The following is a 17085-nucleotide window of genomic DNA, read 5'->3' as shown; positions in this document are numbered from 1 at the left end:
CCATGCACTTGCTGGATCACGTCTCCATCAGCGTTGCCGGGCTCGACAGCGCCCGGCCGTTCTACGACGCCGTCATGGCCGCCCTGGGCGCGGCCAAGGTCTACGACCGCCCCGACGCGCTGGGGTACGGCGAGCGCTGCCGCCCCGGCGAGACCGACCACACCTACCTGAGCGTGCAGGCCGACCCCGCCGCCCCGCCCACACCGCCGGCGCGCCGCCACTGGTGCTTCAAGGCCGCCAGCCGTGCCGCGGTGGACGCCTTCCATGCCGCCGGCCTGGCCCATGGCGGGCGCGACGAAGGGGCGCCGGGGCCGCGTGCGCACTACCATCCGCATTATTACGCTGCCTTCCTGTCGGACCCGTCGGGCAACCGCATCGAAGCCGTATGCCACGACGCGCCGTGAAGCCCGGTTGCAGCGCGGCAATCAAGAAGGGGACGGATAGTTCCGGGCGTTTGACTTGCATCAACCGTCCCCATGTTGCGACGCAACATCCATTCAGGTGTAATGGGGGGGTCAAGTCAACTGGTTCCACTTGAGGAACCGGTCCGGCAGCCCCCCGCTGCCGGGAGCTACCTACAGGAGATCGCCATGGCCGGATCCGGCAACGATCGCGTTTCCGCGCCGTCCTTCAACCCCTGGACGGCCGCCTATGAATATGCCGTGGACGCCTGGCAGCGCGGCGTGCTGTACGCCGACGTCATGCGCCAGCGCGGCAACCAATACCACGAGCACATGGCCAAGCGGGCCCCCAACGTGCTCAGCATGGAGTACGAACTGGTGCTGGACGGCCGCGAACTGCCGCGCCCGGTCAACTACGGCCTGCTGCGCATCAAGCCGCCCGAGGGCGTGGTAGTGGACCCGATCAAGCGCCCCTTCCTGGTGGTCGACCCTCGCGCCGGGCACGGCCCGGGCATCGGCGGCTTCAAGCCCGAAAGCGAGATCGGCGTGGCGGTGCGCGCCGGCCACCCCTGCTATTTCGCCACCTTCCTGCCGCAGCCGGTCCCGACCCAGACCGTCGAAGACGTGATGAAGGCCGAGGCCCACTTCCTGGAGACCATCATCGCGCGCCACCCCGACGCCGAAGGCAAGCCGGTGGTGGTGGCCAATTGCCAGGCCGGCTGGCAGATCATGATGACCGCCGCCGTGCACCCCGAGCTGTTCGGCCCCATCATCATCGCCGGCGCGCCGCTGTCGTACTGGGCCGGCTGGCGCGGCATGAATCCGATGCGCTACGCCGGCGGCCTGCTCGGCGGCAGCTGGCTCACCGCCCTGACCAGCGACCTGGGCGACGGCAAGTTCGACGGCGCCTGGCTGGTGCAGAATTTCGAGAACCTCAATCCCGCCAACACGCTCTGGTCCAAGCAGTACAACCTGTATTCCAAGGTCGACACCGAGGCCGGCCGCTACCTCAGCTTCGAGAAATGGTGGGGCGGCCACGTGTTCCTGAACGGGCCGGAAATCCAGTACATCGTCGACAACCTGTTCCTCGGCAACCGCCTCTCGACCGCCGGGCTGGTCACGTCCGACGGCATCCGCATCGACCTGCGCAACATCCGTTCGCCGATCGTGGTGTTCTGCTCCAAGGGCGACAACATCACTCCGCCGCCGCAGGCGCTGGGCTGGATCCCCGACCTGTACCAGGATGACGCCGAAGTGCTGGCGCACGACCAGACCATCGTCTATGCCGTGCACGAGAGCATCGGCCACCTGGGCATCTTCGTGTCCGGCAGCGTGGCGCGCAAGGAACACCAGGAATTCACCTCCAACATCGACATGATCGATGTGCTGCCGCCCGGCATCTACCAGGCCGAGATCACCGACAAGACGCCGGACACGCCCAACGCCGACCTGGCCTACGGCAACTACGTTTTGTCGTTCGAGCAGCGCCGCATGGACGACGTGCGCGCCATCGTCGAGCGCAAGGAAGACGACGACCTGCGCTTTGCCGCCGTGGCCCGCATTTCCGATATCAACCTGGGCATGTACCGCAGCTTCCTGCAGCCCTGGGTGCGCGCCCTGGTGACGCCGCAATCGGCCGAATGGAGCCAGCGCCTGCACCCCCTGCGCCTGCCGTATGAGCTGGTGTCCGACCGCAACCCGCTGATCGCCCCGATCGCCCAGGTCGCCGAGCAGGTGCGCGAACACCGCCAGCCGGTAGCGCCGGACAATCCGTTCCTGCTGGCCCAGGAGATGATGTCCAAGCTGATCGAGACCAGCCTGAACATCTTCCAGGAACTGCGCGACTCGGCCGACGAGCGCACCTTCATGGGGGTGTATGGCTCGCCGCTGGTGCAGGACATGGCCGGCCTGGGCGCCAAGGAAGGGCCGCCTCGCCGCCACCCGGGCGTCTCGCCGGAACACCGCCGCTTCATGCAGGAGCGCGCCGCCGAACTGCGGTCGCTGCTGCAGGAAGGCGGCCTGCGCGTGGCCGCCATCCGCATGCTGCTGTACGTGGCCGGCGCCGAGGGCGGCCTGGACGAACGCAGCTTCGCGCTGATCCGCAAGATGCGGGCTGAAGCGGGCAATGCCATGACCTTGCAGGAATTCAAGGACATCACCCGCGACCAGGCCATGATGATGCGGCTCGATTCGGCCGCCGTGATCAAGACCATGCCGCAGTTGCTGGAAGGCGCCACGCCGGCCGCCATCCGTGAGGCGCTGGCCATGATGAAGCACGTGCTGGAGGCCGCCGAGCCGCTGAACCCGGCCGCCCGCGCCAGCCTGGCCGAGATGGAACAGATCTTCGAGACCGCCGCGCGCCGCGCACAGCAGCATGCGCCGGCGCCGCGCGCGCACAAGGCGGTGCGGGCCGCGGCAGCCTCCCTGGAGCCGGCAGCCAATGGCGCGACCGCGGGCGCCAGCAGGAAGACGGGCACAGGGCGTTCGGCCGTGAAGGCCCCACCGGCCGCCGAGGCCCTTGAATCGCCCCGCGCCCGGCCTCGCCGCGCCGCCACGGTGAAAACCAGCGCCCGGAAAAGCGCAGCCGCGCCCGCTCGCGTCCGCAAACCCGCCACCTCCAAGGCCAAACCAGAATGAGCCTGCCCCCTTCGACGCATTACGACAAGCTCATCGCGCGCGCCCAGACCCTGGCGCCCGCGGCCTGCGCCATCGCCCATCCCTGCGACGAACCGTCGCTGTCGGCCGCGCTGGAGGCGCGCGACCTCGGCCTGCTGCGCCCCATCCTGGTGGGGCCCGGGCACAAGATCCGCGATACCGCCGAACAGTACCGGCTCGATCTGGGCGACGCCCGCATCGTCGATGTGCCGCACAGCCACGCCGCGGCCGAATGCGCGGTCGCCCTGGTGCGCGGCGGCGAGGCCTCGCTGCTGATGAAAGGCAGCCTGCACACCGACGAGCTGATGCACGAGGTGGTCGCGCGCAGCACCGGCCTGCGCAGCGGCCGGCGCATCAGCCACGTCTTCATCATGGAAGTGCCGACCTACCCCGAACCGCTGTTCATCACCGACGCGGCCATCAACATCTTCCCGGACCTGGAAACCAAGGCCGACATCATCCGCAACGTCATCGACCTGCACCACGGCCTGGGCCTGGGCGAACCGCGCGTGGCGATCCTGTCGGCGGTGGAGCAGGTCACGCCCAACATCCCCAGCACCATCGAGGCCGCGGCGCTGTGCAAGATGGCCGACCGCGGCCAGATCGCCGGCGGCGTGCTCGACGGCCCGCTGGCGCTGGACAATGCCATCAGCCCCGACGCCGCCCGCATCAAGGGAATCCGCTCGCTGGTGGCGGGCGTGGCCCAGGTGCTGGTGGTGCCCGACCTCGAAGCCGGCAACATGCTGGCCAAGAACCTGACCTTCCTGGCCAATGCCGAAGCCGCCGGTATCGTGCTCGGCGCGCGCGTGCCGATCATCCTGACCAGCCGTGCCGACAGCCCACGTTCGCGCCTGGCGTCTTGCGCGGTGGCCGCGATCTACGCGTGCCACCTGGCCACGCAGCAGGCGCGGCCGCTGGCCTGAAGCGGCGGCGGCCCGGGTTTGTCCGGTTCGCCCGCTCGCGCGGCGCGGGTCGGTCCGCCCTGGCCCCGTCTTGTCCGTTGCAACCGGAGGCGCTCGCCCCATGTCCGATACCATTCTCGTCATCAACGCCGGCAGTTCCAGCATCAAGTTCTACCTGTACGACATCGACGACAAGCAGGCGCTGGCCCCGCGGCTGGGCGGCCAGCTCGAAGGCATCGGCACCAGCCATCCGCGCCTGCGGGTGCGCGACGCCGCCGGCCGGACCCTGGTGGAGCGCGACATCGCCCCCAGCCACGCGCCCGACGTGCCCAATGGCCAGGAAGTGGTCGGCACCTGGCTCAGCGGCCACCTGGGCGGCGCGCCGCTGGCGGTGGGCCATCGCGTGGTGCATGGCGGCCCCGACCTGTCCGAGCCGGTGCTGATCGACGACGCCATCCTCGCCAGGCTCGACACTTTCACGCCCCTGGCGCCACTGCACCAGCCCAACAATCTGGCGCCGATCCGCGTGATTCGCGAGCGGCGCCCCTGGATCCCGCAGGTGGCCTGTTTCGACACCGCCTTCCACCGCAGCCATTCCGACGTCGCCGACCGCTACGCGCTGCCCGAAGCGCTCTACCAGCAGGGCGTGCGCCGCTACGGCTTTCATGGGCTTTCGTACGAGTACATCGCGCAGCGGCTGCGCCAGGCGCTGCCCGACATCGCCATGGGCAGGATCGTCGCCGCGCACCTGGGCTCGGGCGTGTCCGCCTGCGCCATGCACCAGGGCAAGAGCGTCGACAGCACCATGGGCTTCACCGCGCTCGAGGGCCTGCCGATGGGCACGCGCCCGGGCCGCCTGGACCCCGGCGTGGTGCTGTGGATGATGGAGCAGGGCATGTCGCACGACGACATCGAGCATCTGCTGTACCACGACTGCGGCATGAAAGGCCTGTCCGGCATCAGCAACGACATGCGCGAACTGCTGGCCAGCGACGCGCCATCGGCCAAATTGGCGCTGAAGTACTTCGCCTGGCGCGTGGCCGAGGGCATGATCGGGCTGGGCTGCGCCATGAACGGCATCGACGCCATCGTGTTCACCGCCGGCGTCGGCGAGAACTCGGCCGAAATCCGCCAGGCCATCAGCGAGCACTGGGGTTGGCTTGGCATCCGGCTCGATCCCGAGCGCAACGCGCATCACGGGCCGCGCATTTCCAGCGACGACAGCCGCATCGGCGTGTACGTGGTGCGCACCAACGAAGAGCTGATCATTGCGCAACACACCCTGGCCCTGGTGAAGCAACAATGAGCGCCGCCCTGCCCCTGGCCGGCAAGCGCGGCCTGGTCACTGGCATCGCCAACGCCGATTCCATCGCCTGGGGCTGCGCCAAGGCGTTCCGCGCCCTGGGCGCGGAGCTGGCGGTGACCTACCTGAACGACAAGGCCCGCCCGCACGTCGAACCGCTGGCGCGGCAGGTCGACGCGCCCCTGCTGATGCCGCTGGACCTGCTGCGCGACGGCGAACTCGAAGCCGTGTTCGATCGCATCGCCGCGGAATGGGGCGGCCTGGACTTCGTGCTGCATTCCATCGCCTACGCCCCGCGCGAAGACCTGCATGGCCGCGTCACCGACTGCTCGCGCAACGGCTTCCTCACGGCCATGGACGTGTCGTGCTGGTCGTTCATCCGCATGGCCAAGCTGGCCGAGCCGCTGATGCCGGCGGGCGGCACCTTGTTCTGCATGAGCTACTACGGCTCGCAGATGGTGGTCGAGCACTACAACATGATGGGCCCGGTCAAGGCCGCGCTGGAATCGGCCACCCGTTACCTGGCTGCCGAGCTCGGCCCGCAGGGCATACGCGTGCACGCCATCTCGCCGGGGCCGCTCAAGACTCGCGCCGCCTCGGGCATCGCCGAGTTCGATGCGCTGCTCGACCGGGCCCAGGCCAAGGCGCCGGCACGCAGCCTGGTGTCGATCGACGACGTCGGCGAGGCCACCGCCTGGCTCGCCACCGATGCCGCGCGCCGCATGACCGGCCAGACGCTGTACATCGACGGCGGTTATCACATCATCGATTGAAGGCGCGCCGGTCGCGCGGCCCGGCGCCTCAGGCCAGCGTCGCCGGCGCCGGCCCCTGGCGCCAGCGCTCGATGGCCTCGACCGCCTGCTCGGGCGTGGGGAAGATCTTGTCGCGGCCGATGTGCCCGGCCAGGCCGGAGCGCTCCAGCGCCATGCGGAACTGGCCATGGCCGCCGGCCACCAATAGCACCATGCCACGGTCGCGCAGCTCGTGCCGCAATTCATACAGCGCCTCGATCGCATCGGCGTCGGCCTGAGTCATGGCCTCGGCGTCGAGCACGAACCAGGTAGCGTCGCCCGCCTGCTCGATGACCTCGCGCGCGCGCCGCCGAAACGCATCGGCGTTGAAGAACCACACCGACGATTCGAACAGCCAGATCACCGTGCCCGGCACCGGTTGCGCCTGCGGGTTCAGATGCATCTTGCCCAGCACCGACTCCCCCGGCAGCCGCCCCAGCAGCGCATCGCGCGGGTTGCCCGAGACATACATGGCATACAGCAGCGTGGCGCCCACCGACACCGCCACCCCCTGCAGCACGCCGAAGCCCACCACCCCCACCGCCGCCAGGATGCCGAACGCCAGTTCGATGCGCGAGATGCGCGCCAGCCGCAGGAATGCGCGGCCATCGAACAGGCTGGCGGCGGCCAGCAGCAGGATCGCCGACAACACGGCCTGCGGCAGCCAATAGAGCGGCGCGCTGAGCAGCCCCACCACCACCGCCAGCGCCACTGCCGCGCTCACGCCCACCAACGGTGAAGAACCTCCGGCCGCCAGACCCACCGCCGTGCGCGAATCGGCCCCTGTCACCACGAACCCCTGGAACAGTCCAGCCGCCACATTGGCCGCGCCGAAACCGACCAGTTCGCGGTTCGGGTCGACATGCTCGCCGGTGCGAGCGGCGAAACTGCGCGCGGTCACGATACCGCTGGAGAAACTCACCACCAGCACGCCCGCCGCGCCCAGCAGGATGTCGTCCACGCCTTCCAGCCGCACCGGCAGCCGCAGGGCCGGCAGCCCGGCCGGCACGTCGCCCACCACGGCGATGCCGAGCCGGGGAAAATCGAACAGCCACGACAGCAGACAGGCCCCCACCACCAGCATGATGGGGCCGGGCCAGGTCGGGCGCCAACGCTTGATCGCCACCAGCAGCAAGCACGAGGCCACCCCCAGGCACAGGGTCGGGATGCGGATCTCGGACACGCGCCGCGACAGTTCCAGGAACGGATGCACCAGCCCGCTGTTGCGCAGCCCCACCCCGGTCAATCCGCTCAATTGCGACAGCGCCAGGGTCACTGCCACGCCCGCCATGTAGCCGATCAGCACCGGCCGCGACAGCAGGTTCGCCAGCACCCCGAGGCGCAGCAGCCGCGCGATCAGGCAACCCACGCCCACCGTCAGGGCGATGCCGGTCGCGGCCATCAGCCGTTCCTCGGGGGTGGTCAACGCCATGCTGGTCAGGGTTGCCGCAATCAGCGTGCAGGTGGCGGTGTCCGGCCCCACGATCAGCGTGCGCGAGGAACCGAACAGGGCATAGCCGAGCATCCCGGCGATCGCCGCCCACAGGCCAGCCACCGGCGGCACGCCCATCATCGCCGCATACGCCAGCCCCACCGGCAGCGCCACGGCGGCCACGCTCAGGCCCGCTGCGATGTCGCGGCCGGCGGCCTGCCGGGTCAGGCCCCGCAGGTTGTTCAGGCCAGGAAAGAAACGTAGGTTCATGGGACTGCGGGACGAGCGGGACAGGACTGGAAAACCGCGAAGCGCGGGCGAGGGCCAAGCCTACACCAGTCCGGCCGCCCTCGACCGGCGGCAAATCAAATCCGCTGGCGCATGCGGCCCACTATTCCAAAAAGGAATTAATTTTCTTAAATATTTATCCCTTTTTATCAAGTGCCATTTTGCGTAGAGTCGTGCCACCCAACACGCGGCGCCACAATGCCGCACGCAGGCTGTCAACAAACAGCCCCCATAACAAACGGCGCGGCCATTCCACGGACCGCGCAACAGGAGACTCCATGCCGCACGCATTCCTGCGCCGCGCCGCCAGCGCGCTCGCCCTGGCCGCGCTCGCCGCCTTCCCTGCCCTGTCACAGGCCCAGGCCTATCCCGACCGGCCCATCAAGCTGGTCGTGCCCTGGCCCCCGGGCGGCGCCACCGACGCCCTGGGCCGCATGCTGGCTCAGCGCCTGAGCGAGCGCCTGGGCCAGACCGTCATCGTCGACAACAAGGCGGGGGCCGGCGGCAACATCGGCACCGCCACCTTCGTGCGCGAAAAGCCCGACGGCTACACCCTGCTGGTCGCCACCAGCTCCACCAACGCCGCCAATCCGCACCTGTACGCGCGCCTGGGCTTCGATCCGGTCAAGGACTTCGCCCCCGTCGCCTTCGTTGCCGAAATTCCCAACATCCTGGAAGTGCCGAAACAGTCGCCCTACCAGTCCGTCAAGCAACTGGTCGACGCCGCCAAGGCCGCGCCCGGCAAACTCAACTACGGTTCCGGCGGCGTCGGCTCGTCCCAGCACCTGGCCGGCTCCATGTTCAAGGCACGCACCGGCGTCGACATCCTCCACATCCCCTACAAAGGCAGCGGCCCGGCCGTCTCCGATCTGCTCGCCGGCCAGGTCGACATGATGATCGACACCGGCTCCCTGGCCCAGGTCCAGGCCGGCGCCCTGCGCGCCCTCGCGGTCGCCGCGCGCCAGCGCCTGCCCGCCCTGCCGAACGTGCCAACCTTCGCCGAAGCCGGCGTCAGCGACATGTACGCTTCCGCCTGGTATGGCATCGTCGCTCCGGCCGGTACGCCCGACGCCATCGTCCAGCGCCTGAACCGCGACATCAACGCCATCACCGCCGACCCCGCCATGCGCCGGCGCATGGAATCCATGGGCGCTATCGTCCCCGCCGGCCAGACCCCCGCCGAGTTCGGCGCCTTCATGCGCAGCGAGATCGACCGCTACGCCGGCATTGTCAAGCTGTCGGGCGCGAAGATGGAATAAGCGCCCGTCCGGGCGCGGCGGCACGGCCCCGCGCCCGGGCGCAGCGCGGCAATCGCCCAAGAAAAAGCCGCTCCTGTCGGAGCGGCTTTGCATCGGGCAGGTCAGGAAGATGACGTGGCCCGCTCTTGCAGCACCGCCACCGCCGGCAGGGTCTTGCCTTCCAGGAACTCCAGGAACGCGCCGCCGCCGGTGGAGATGTAGCCTACCTGCTCGCCGATCCCGTACTTCGCGATGGCCGCCAGCGTGTCGCCGCCGCCCGCGATCGAGAAGCCCTCGGAATCCGCGATCGCCTGCGCCACCACCTTGGTGCCATTGGCGAACTGGTCGAACTCGAACACGCCTACCGGGCCGTTCCAGACGATGGTGCCGGCCTGCTTGAGGATCTCGGCCAATTGCTGCGCCGTCTGCGGCCCGATGTCCAGGATCATGTCATCGGCGGCAACTTCATCGGCCGCCTTCACGGTGGCCTCGGCGTCCGCGCCGAACGCCTTGGCGCACACCACGTCCACCGGGATCGGCACATCCGCGCCGCGCTGCTTCATCAGCTCGATCACGGCGCGCGCCTGCTCCACCTGGTCCGGCTCGGCCAGCGACTTGCCGATCGGCAGCCCGGCGGCCAGCATGAAGGTGTTGGCGATGCCGCCTCCCACCACCAGCTGGTCGACCTTGTCGGCCAGCGATTGCAGGATCGACAGCTTGGTCGACACCTTGGAACCGCCGACGATCGCCACCAGCGGCCGCTTGGGTTCGTGCAGCGCGCGGCCCAGCGCGTCCAGCTCGGCTTCCAGCAGCGGGCCGGCGCAGGCCACCGGCGCGAAGCGCGCGATGCCGTGCGTGGTGGCTTCGGCGCGGTGCGCGGTGCCGAAGGCGTCGTTGACGTAGACGTCGCACAGCGCCGCCATTTTGCGCGACAGCGCCTCGTCGTCCTTCTTCTCGCCGACGTTGACGCGGCAGTTTTCCAGCAGCACCACCAGGCCCGGCTCGACCTTGACGCCGTCGACCCAGTCCCGCACCAGCGGCACCGGCATGCCCAGCAGCTCGGACAGGCGCTGGCCGACCTTGGCCAGCGAATCGGCCTCGGTCAGCACGCCCTCTTTGGGGCGGCCCAGGTGCGAGGTGACCATCACCGCGGCGCCGGCGTCCAGCGCCAGGCGGATGCCGGGCACCGAGGCGCGGATGCGGGTGTCTTCGGAAATGCGGCCGGCGTCATCGAACGGCACGTTCAGATCGGCGCGGATGAACACGCGCTTGCCGGACAGGGCGCCGGCCTTGGCCAGCGCGGACAGGGTATTGACCTTGGACATTTGCTTTGCGTCTCCTAGAGTTGGCGAACGAAGGGGACGAACCCGCTTCCCGCCGTGGCGGAAAACCTGTTCGTCCCCTTCGGTTCGACAGCGATGCTTACTTGGCCGACATCAGCGCGACGGTGGTGTCGAGCATGCGGTTCGAGAAGCCCCACTCGTTGTCGTACCAGGACGAAACCTTGACCAGGCGGCCCGAGACCTTGGTCAGCGACGCGTCAACGGTGCTGGAGGCCGGGTTGTGGTTGTAGTCCACCGAGACCAGGGGTTCGGTGTTGTAGTCCAGGATGCCCTTGAGCTCGCCTTCCGAGGCGGCCTTCAGGATGCCGTTCACTTCCTCGACAGTCGTGTCGCGCTTGGCCACGAAGGACAGGTCGACGATCGACACGTTGATGGTCGGGACGCGGATGGCGTAGCCGTCCAGCTTGCCGTTCAGTTCCGGCAGCACCAGGCCGACCGCGGCGGCGGCGCCGGTCTTGGTCGGGATCATGCTCATGGTGGCCGAACGGGCGCGGCGCAGGTCTTCGTGGTAGACGTCGGTCAGGACCTGGTCGTTGGTGTAGGCGTGGACGGTCGTCATCAGGCCGTTTTCCAGGCCCAGCTTGTCGTTCAGCGGCTTGACCAGCGGGGCCAGGCAGTTGGTGGTGCACGAGGCGTTCGAGATGACGGTGTCGGTCGACTTCAGCACGCCGTGGTTGACGCCGTAGACGACGGTGGCGTCAACGTCCTTGCCGCCCGGGGCCGAGATGATGACCTTCTTGGCGCCGCCCTTGATGTGCGCGCCGGCCTTTTCCTTGGTGGTGAAAAAGCCCGTGCATTCCAGCACCACGTCGACCTTCAGCTCGCCCCACGGCAGTTCGGCCGGGTTGCGGTTGGCCAGCACGCGGATCTTGTCGCCGTTGACGACCATGTACTCGCCGTCGACTTCGACGGTGCCCGGGAACTTGCCGTGGGCGGTGTCGTAGCGGGTCAGGTGGGCGTTGGTCTTGGGATCGCCCAGGTCGTTGATGGCGACGATTTCGATATCGTGCTTCTTGCCACCTTCGTAGTGGGCACGCAGGATGTTGCGGCCGATGCGACCGTAACCGTTGATGGCGACGCGAATGGTCATGACTAGGCTCCTTTTTTACAGAACTTGCTTGACGGTCTCGGCCACCTTGTCGGCGGTCAGCCCGAAGAACTTGAACAGCGCGCCGGCCGGGGCCGATTCGCCGTAGCGGTCGATGCCGACCACGGCGCCTTCCAGGCCCACGTACTTGTGCCAGAAGGCGGTCACGCCGGCCTCGACGGCCACGCGCGGCAGCCCCTTGGGCAGCACCGATTGCTTCCAGGCGGCGTCCTGCTTGTCGAACACGTCGGTGCTGGGCATGGACACCACGCGCACCGCGATGCCGTCCTTGGCCAGTTGCGCTTGCGCTTCCAGGGCGATGGCGACTTCGGAACCGGTGGCGATGATCACGGCGCGAGCGCCGTCGGCGTCGCGCAGCACGTAGCCGCCGCGGGCGATGGCGTCCACGGTGGCGGCGTCGCGTTGCACGAACGGCAGGTTCTGGCGCGACAGCAGCAGCGCCGTCGGGCCGCCGTCATGCACGTCCATGCCGATGCTGGCCGGGCGCGTCACGGCGGCGTTCCAGGCCACGGCGGTTTCGGCCGTGTCGCAGGGACGCCAGAGCGACAGGTTGGGGATCAGGCGCAGGCTGGCGGCGTGTTCGATCGACTGGTGGGTCGGGCCGTCTTCGCCCAGGCCGATGGAGTCGTGCGTGAACACGTGCACCACGCGCTGCTTCATCAGCGCGGCCATGCGGATGGCGTTGCGCGAGTAGTCGGAGAACGTCAGGAAGGTGCCGCCGAACGGCAGGTAGCCGCCATGCAGGGCCACGCCGTTCATGATGGCGGCCATGCCGAATTCGCGCACGCCGTAGTTGATGTGGCGGCCGAACTGGATGCCCTTGTCGCCGGCGCGCACCGCGCCCACGCCCTTCCAGTCGGTGAAATTGGAGCCGGTCAGGTCGGCCGAGCCGCCCAGCATTTCCGGCAGCGCGGCGGCCAGCGCCGTGATCGCGAACTGCGAGGCCTTGCGGGTGGCGACGGTTTCGGCCTTTTCCAGCGTGGCGTTCAGGAACGCCTTGAATTGGTCGGCGTAGCCGGCGGGCAGCTCGCCCTTCATGCGGCGGGTGAACTCGGCGGCCTCGGCCGGGAATTCGGCGGCGTAGGCGTTGAACGCCGACTGCCATTCGGCCTGCGCGGCGGCGCCGGTCTTGCGGCCGTCCCAGCCGTCGTAGATGTCCTGCGGGATCTGGAACGGCTCGGCCGACCAGCCCAGCGCGGCGCGGGTGGCGGCGATCTCGTCCTTGCCCAGCGGCGCGCCGTGCACGTTGTGGGTGCCGGCCATATTGGGCGAGCCCTTGCCGATGACGGTGCGGCAGACGATCAGCGTAGGCTTTTCCGATTGCGCGCGGGCGGCCTTGATGGCGGCATCCACGGCGGCGGCGTCGTGGCCGTCGACGCCGCGGATGACGTTCCAGCCGTAGCCCTCGAAGCGCTTGGCGGTGTCGTCGGCGAACCAGTGCTCGACGTGGCCGTCGATCGAGATGCCGTTGTCGTCATACAGCACCACCAGCTTGGACAGCTTGAGCGTGCCGGCCAGCGAGCACACTTCGTGCGAGATGCCTTCCATCAGGCAGCCGTCGCCGGTGAAGGCGTAAGTGTGGTGGTCGACGATGGTGTGGCCGGGCTTGTTGAACTCGGCGGCCAGCAGCGCTTCGGCCAGCGCCATGCCGACGGCATTGCCCAGGCCCTGGCCCAGCGGGCCGGTGGTGGTTTCCACGCCCGGGGTGATGCCCACTTCGGGGTGGCCCGGCGTCTTGGAATGCAGTTGGCGGAAATTCTTCAGTTCTTCGATCGGCAGGTCGTAGCCGGTCAGGTGCAGCAGCGCGTAGATCAGCATCGAGCCGTGGCCGTTGGACAGCACGAAGCGGTCGCGGTTGGCCCAGGCCGGATCCTTGGGGTTGTGGCGCAGGTTGCCGATCCAGAGGGCCTGGGCGATTTCCGCCATGCCCATGGGAGCGCCCGGGTGCCCGGAGTTCGCTTGTTGCACGGCATCCATCGCGAGGACGCGGATGGCATCCGCCAAGGCAAGTTTAGGGGCGGTCGGATTGCTCATTCGGAAGGCTCTTTGAGGCTGGCGCGCCCACGCAGGAAATGGGGGCCAGTTGAGTAGGTTGCGAAGCAGACGATTTTAACACCTGGGGATGACCCGACCGGCCACGGGCGGCGGGGTCCGCCAGATGGACGATGCTCCTGGGGAAAATCGTGGCGCCCCCTGGTGGAGACAGCCATGTCATAGCGTAGTTGCCACAATTGCGGCGGGGCGGTCCGAGATTGATGATGGCCTGGCACAGCCCCTTGTCGGAATCCGTATCATGATTGCCATGTTGAGCTTCACCATTCCCGCCGCCGGCATCCTGGCCCTGCGCAACGCGCTCGGCGAGGAACGCGCCATCGCGGTGGCGCAGGCGCTGGAACACGCCCGCCTGCAGGGCGAGGCCGACCTGCTCAAGCGCTCGCAGGACGAAGCGCGCGCCGAGCTCCAGGCCTATGCCCTGTCACGCGTCGACTTCGCCCGCGAACGCGCCGAGCTCGAACGCGACATCGCCAGGCGCGCCGCCCAGGAACAATTCGACAGACTCGTCGAAATTGTCGCGCAATTGCCCACCCGCGAAGAGCTCAAGCAATTGCCCACCCGCGAGGAACTCAAGCGCTTCGCCACCCACGAAGACCTGGCCGAGGTGCGCCACGACCTGCTGCGGCTGGACAAGAAAATGACCGTGGGCTTCCTGACCCTGCTGACGCTGCAACTGGCGTCCAGCGCCCCTACTCTGATCGACTGGGGCATCAAAATGGTAGGCTACGCGCTCAGGTGACCGGGCGACGAGCCAGGCCCTGAGTCGCCGGGCCGCTGCCCGTGCCGCGCCCCGGGTCTGCGCCCGGTCCCACGTTCGCTTTCTGTCCGCCACCGCATTACCCATGTCCGCTCCCCGCTTCTTCTGCGACGCTCCCCTTGCCGCCGGCGCCCGCATCGTCCTGCCCGAGGCCCTGGCGCACCACGCCATCCGGGTGCTGCGGCTGCGCGCGGGGGAAACCATGGTGCTGTTCAACGGCCAGGGCGGCGAATATCCGGCCGTGCTCGAGATCGACGGCAAGGCCGGTTTCGCCCAGTTGGGCGCGTTCGATCCGCGCGAAGCCGAGCTGGTCGGCCGCCTCACGCTGGTACAGGGCCTGCCCGCCGGCGACAAGATGGACTGGGTGGTGGAAAAGGCGGTGGAACTGGGCGCCGCCCGGGTCTGCCCCATCGCCGCGCAGCGCAGCGTGCTGCAATTGTCCGGCCCGCGGCTGGAAAAACGGGTGGCGCACTGGCAGCGCATCGCCCAATCGGCCGCCGAGCAATGCGGCCGCAACCGGCTGATGGCGGTCGACGCCCCCGTGACGCTGGCCGACTGGCTGGCCCTGCCGGCCGACGGCCTGCGCTTGCTGTGTCATCCGGACGCCGACGCCGACTTGGCCGGCCGGCTCGGCGCCACGCCGAACCTGCAATCGTTGACGCTGCTGGTCGGCCCCGAAGGGGGCTGGTCGGAAAAGGAACTGGCGCAGGCGCGCGAGGCGGGCGTCCAGGCCGTCAGGTTCGGCCCGCGCGTGCTGCGCACGGAAACGGCGGGGCTGGCCTTGATTTCAGCGGCCGGCGCCTTGCTCGGCTGGTGATCGACGCCCCGTACCGGGGCATCACTGACAGATGGCCCTGGGGCCGGCGGCGCGAGCGCCCCTGCCCGGGCGGTCAGTCATTCTCGCCATAGGGCGCGGCGGCCACGCCGGGTTCCGGATCCGGGTGTTTGCCCGCGTGCTCCACCACATACGCAAAGCTGCGGCCATTCTCGTGGGCAAATTCGGCGGCGTCGGCGCACACCGACTCGATGCGGGCGGCGTCTTCCTCCAGCGCCGGGTCGCCGGAATGCAGCTTGTACAGCCACAGCACCACGCCGGTCTTGTGATCCAGCACGGTGTCGCACAGGCAGTCGTAGAGCGCGTCGAGGTTGCCGCCGAAATACTCGGGGAAATCCACCGCCTTGACGATGGCGCGCAGCACCGCGGAACGGCTGCGGGCCGGATCGCAATTGGCCACGAACAGCGCCAGGCCGAGCTCATGCGCGGCGTCGACCACGGCCTTTTTGTCCAACCCTTCATGGGGCAGCGCTCCACCTCGCTTCAACTGCCGCTGCAGGGTAGATTGGGCATTGCGCGTCATGCCTGTGCCTCCTTGAAAAAGGCGATCACTTCATCATTACGCTGCATCGTATCGGCATAACCCAGTTCAATCAATCGCTTGGTGTAGCTGGACTCAAACAACAGGTAGGACATCAATGCGCCGCCCCCAGGGCGGCCTGGATCGGACGATACACCGAGTACGCGGAAAAGGGCACGGGCCTGGGGCGGCATATCGTCCATATGCTCCAGCGCCAGCGAATCCAGCGAACGGCTTGGCGTGATGGTCAGCACCTGGATGCGGCGCAGCGCCACCGTCTCGCCCTCCTTGTGGCGGGCCACCAGGTCGACCAGGTAATTCATCCGTTCCAGGCGCTCGACGTCCATTGACAAGCCATCCAGGAAGATGCTGGACAAGGCGTGGCCGCCGACCTGCGCCAGCGACGGGTAGGGCGGCGCATCTTCCCGGTGTTCCGGGTGGGTGTCGTCGCGAAACCCGGTACCGATCACCAGCACCCGGTGCGCCCCCAGGTGAATGGCGGGACTGATCGGCGCCAGTTGCCGCATGGAACCGTCGCCGCACCACTCGCCCTTGCCATGCACGGTAATCTGCCTGGCGGGAAAAACGAACGGAATGGCGGATGAGGCCATCAAGTGATCGACCGTGATCGGTGTCGGAATGGCCAGCCGCAGGTAGCGGTGCCATGGCTCGATCGGCGTGTGCGCCTGGTAGAAGGTCAAATGTTCGCCACTGGTGTAACCCGAGGCCGTGATCGCCAGCGCCGACAAGGCGCCGCTTTCCAGGCCCGACCGCAAGTGATCGAAATTCAGCACCCGCCCCAGCAACGCCTGCATCGGGCTGTTGTCCAGCAGCGACTGGGGGCGCTTGCGCGTCAGGCCGGAATACATCCACCCCAGCGACAGCAAGCCCAGCCAGCGCACGCCGGTGCGGATCAGGCCGGGCGCGTCGGCCCGGTAGATCATGTCGGTGTTGAGCGACGACCACAGCCGGCGGATGCGGCGCACGCCCAGGTGCGGCCGCTCCGCGCGGCAGGCCAGCGCGGCGGCATTGATGGCGCCGGCCGAGGTGCCGCAGATGATGTCGAAAGGATTCTTGAAACGCGAATGCCAGTCGGGGTCCAGCAGTTCCATGATGGCGCTGAGCACGCCGACCTGGTAGGCGGCGCGCGCGCCGCCCCCGGTCAGGACCAGGCCGGTCGGCGTGCGCGGCCACGCCGGACCGCCATTGGCGACTTCAACGTGGGGTATTGGCATCGACCACAGTCATCGCGGTCATGTTGACGATGCGGCGCACGGTCGAGCTGGAGGTCAGGATGTGCACCGGCGCGTTGGCGCCCAGCAGGACCGGACCGACCGCCACGTTGCCGCCGGCCGCCGTCTTGAGCAGGTTGTAGGCGATGTTGCCCGCGTCCACGTTCGGGCACACCAGCAGGTTGGCCTCGCCCTTGAGCGTGGAGGACGGCAGGATGCGCAGGC

The 17085-nt window shown here is 68.6% G+C and carries 15 protein-coding genes; 8 read left to right on the top strand and 7 right to left on the bottom strand.

Annotated features, from left to right (window positions below; all coding sequences use genetic code 11):
- Window positions 1-2 precede the first annotated feature (2 nt).
- The 5 genes from AC6LKG_RS15845 to fabI all read left to right on the top strand — a co-directional run bounded on the left by AC6LKG_RS15845 (window position 3) and on the right by fabI (window position 6034).
- Entirely contained in the window at window positions 3-404 is a 402-nt protein-coding gene (locus tag AC6LKG_RS15845; RefSeq protein WP_498165719.1) for a VOC family protein, read from the top strand.
- 186 nt (window positions 405-590) lie between these two features.
- Entirely contained in the window at window positions 591-3038 is a 2448-nt protein-coding gene (locus AC6LKG_RS15840; protein ID WP_498165717.1) for a DUF3141 domain-containing protein, read from the top strand.
- Entirely contained in the window at window positions 3035-3979 is a 945-nt protein-coding gene (locus AC6LKG_RS15835) for a phosphate acetyltransferase (RefSeq protein WP_498165715.1), read from the top strand. The genes AC6LKG_RS15840 and AC6LKG_RS15835 overlap by 4 nt, the downstream gene beginning before the upstream one ends.
- 100 nt (window positions 3980-4079) lie before the next feature.
- Window positions 4080-5264, top strand: a complete 1185-nt coding sequence (locus tag AC6LKG_RS15830) for an acetate/propionate family kinase (RefSeq protein ID WP_498165713.1) — start codon at window positions 4080-4082, stop codon at window positions 5262-5264.
- On the top strand, window positions 5261-6034 hold the full coding sequence (gene fabI, locus AC6LKG_RS15825; protein WP_498165712.1) for an enoyl-ACP reductase FabI: 774 nt from the start codon (window positions 5261-5263) through the stop codon (window positions 6032-6034). Before AC6LKG_RS15830 ends, fabI begins: the two co-directional genes overlap by 4 nt.
- Before the next feature lie 28 nt (window positions 6035-6062).
- On the opposite strand, the gene AC6LKG_RS15820 is transcribed toward fabI, so the two are convergent.
- Entirely contained in the window at window positions 6063-7754 is a 1692-nt protein-coding gene (locus tag AC6LKG_RS15820) for a SulP family inorganic anion transporter (protein WP_498165711.1), read from the bottom strand.
- Window positions 7755-8050: 296 nt separating this feature from the next.
- Here AC6LKG_RS15820 and AC6LKG_RS15815 point away from each other — a divergent pair, with 296 nt between their 5' ends.
- Window positions 8051-9031, top strand: a complete 981-nt coding sequence (locus tag AC6LKG_RS15815; protein ID WP_498165709.1) for a Bug family tripartite tricarboxylate transporter substrate binding protein — start codon at window positions 8051-8053, stop codon at window positions 9029-9031.
- A 101-nt stretch (window positions 9032-9132) separates the two neighbouring features.
- Here AC6LKG_RS15815 and AC6LKG_RS15810 read toward each other — a convergent pair whose 3' ends face one another.
- The 3 genes from AC6LKG_RS15810 to tkt form a co-directional block, all read right to left on the bottom strand.
- The gene (locus AC6LKG_RS15810) at window positions 9133-10335 is read right to left on the bottom strand and encodes a phosphoglycerate kinase (RefSeq protein WP_498165708.1); all 1203 of its coding nucleotides are present in this window, start codon (window positions 10333-10335) and stop codon (window positions 9133-9135) included.
- A 97-nt stretch (window positions 10336-10432) separates the two neighbouring features.
- The gene (gap, locus tag AC6LKG_RS15805; protein WP_020926693.1) at window positions 10433-11443 is read right to left on the bottom strand and encodes a type I glyceraldehyde-3-phosphate dehydrogenase; all 1011 of its coding nucleotides are present in this window, start codon (window positions 11441-11443) and stop codon (window positions 10433-10435) included.
- Window positions 11444-11458: 15 nt separating this feature from the next.
- Complete coding sequence (tkt, locus tag AC6LKG_RS15800; RefSeq protein ID WP_498165707.1) at window positions 11459-13495, bottom strand: transketolase; 2037 nt, start codon at window positions 13493-13495, stop codon at window positions 11459-11461.
- A gap of 259 nt (window positions 13496-13754) precedes the next feature.
- Here tkt and AC6LKG_RS15795 point away from each other — a divergent pair, with 259 nt between their 5' ends.
- A complete protein-coding gene (locus tag AC6LKG_RS15795) occupies window positions 13755-14255 on the top strand; it encodes a hypothetical protein (protein ID WP_112957904.1) in 501 nt (166 codons plus the stop codon).
- A 103-nt stretch (window positions 14256-14358) separates the two neighbouring features.
- Window positions 14359-15090 (top strand): 16S rRNA (uracil(1498)-N(3))-methyltransferase, encoded by a 732-nt coding sequence (locus AC6LKG_RS15790; RefSeq protein ID WP_498165705.1) that lies wholly within the window; start codon window positions 14359-14361, stop codon window positions 15088-15090.
- Window positions 15091-15163: 73 nt separating this feature from the next.
- Here the strand turns inward: AC6LKG_RS15790 and AC6LKG_RS15785 are convergent, their stop codons facing one another.
- The 3 genes from AC6LKG_RS15785 to AC6LKG_RS15775 all read right to left on the bottom strand — a co-directional run.
- Window positions 15164-15631: a barstar family protein gene (locus tag AC6LKG_RS15785; protein WP_498165704.1), complete on the bottom strand. Its 468-nt coding sequence runs from the start codon at window positions 15629-15631 to the stop codon at window positions 15164-15166.
- On the bottom strand, window positions 15628-16863 hold the full coding sequence (locus AC6LKG_RS15780) for a patatin-like phospholipase family protein (protein ID WP_498165703.1): 1236 nt from the start codon (window positions 16861-16863) through the stop codon (window positions 15628-15630). Before AC6LKG_RS15780 ends, AC6LKG_RS15785 begins: the two co-directional genes overlap by 4 nt.
- On the bottom strand, window positions 16844-17085 hold a 242-nt coding region (locus AC6LKG_RS15775), incomplete at its 5' end, for a phosphate acyltransferase (RefSeq protein WP_498165702.1). The genes AC6LKG_RS15780 and AC6LKG_RS15775, both read right to left, overlap by 20 nt.

It is taken from the genome of Achromobacter sp. 46006 (assembly GCF_059761975.1).
Note: the sequence above shows the minus strand (reverse complement) of the source record. Positions and strands in the feature narration are given on the sequence as shown.

Bases quoted from the DNA above. Each gene is read 5' to 3' on its own strand.
- AC6LKG_RS15845 (WP_498165719.1), top strand. From the start codon at position 3: ATGCACTTGCTGGATCACGTCTCCATCAGCGTTGCCGGGCTCGACAGC.
- AC6LKG_RS15840 (WP_498165717.1), top strand. From the start codon at position 591: ATGGCCGGATCCGGCAACGATCGCGTTTCCGCGCCGTCCTTCAACCCC.
- AC6LKG_RS15835 (WP_498165715.1), top strand. From the start codon at position 3,035: ATGAGCCTGCCCCCTTCGACGCATTACGACAAGCTCATCGCGCGCGCC.
- AC6LKG_RS15830 (WP_498165713.1), top strand. From the start codon at position 4,080: ATGTCCGATACCATTCTCGTCATCAACGCCGGCAGTTCCAGCATCAAG.
- fabI (WP_498165712.1), top strand. From the start codon at position 5,261: ATGAGCGCCGCCCTGCCCCTGGCCGGCAAGCGCGGCCTGGTCACTGGC.
- AC6LKG_RS15820 (WP_498165711.1), bottom strand. From the start codon at position 7,754: ATGAACCTACGTTTCTTTCCTGGCCTGAACAACCTGCGGGGCCTGACC.
- AC6LKG_RS15815 (WP_498165709.1), top strand. From the start codon at position 8,051: ATGCCGCACGCATTCCTGCGCCGCGCCGCCAGCGCGCTCGCCCTGGCC.
- AC6LKG_RS15810 (WP_498165708.1), bottom strand. From the start codon at position 10,335: ATGTCCAAGGTCAATACCCTGTCCGCGCTGGCCAAGGCCGGCGCCCTG.
- gap (WP_020926693.1), bottom strand. From the start codon at position 11,443: ATGACCATTCGCGTCGCCATCAACGGTTACGGTCGCATCGGCCGCAAC.
- tkt (WP_498165707.1), bottom strand. From the start codon at position 13,495: ATGAGCAATCCGACCGCCCCTAAACTTGCCTTGGCGGATGCCATCCGC.
- AC6LKG_RS15795 (WP_112957904.1), top strand. From the start codon at position 13,755: ATGATTGCCATGTTGAGCTTCACCATTCCCGCCGCCGGCATCCTGGCC.
- AC6LKG_RS15790 (WP_498165705.1), top strand. From the start codon at position 14,359: ATGTCCGCTCCCCGCTTCTTCTGCGACGCTCCCCTTGCCGCCGGCGCC.
- AC6LKG_RS15785 (WP_498165704.1), bottom strand. From the start codon at position 15,631: ATGACGCGCAATGCCCAATCTACCCTGCAGCGGCAGTTGAAGCGAGGT.
- AC6LKG_RS15780 (WP_498165703.1), bottom strand. From the start codon at position 16,863: ATGCCAATACCCCACGTTGAAGTCGCCAATGGCGGTCCGGCGTGGCCG.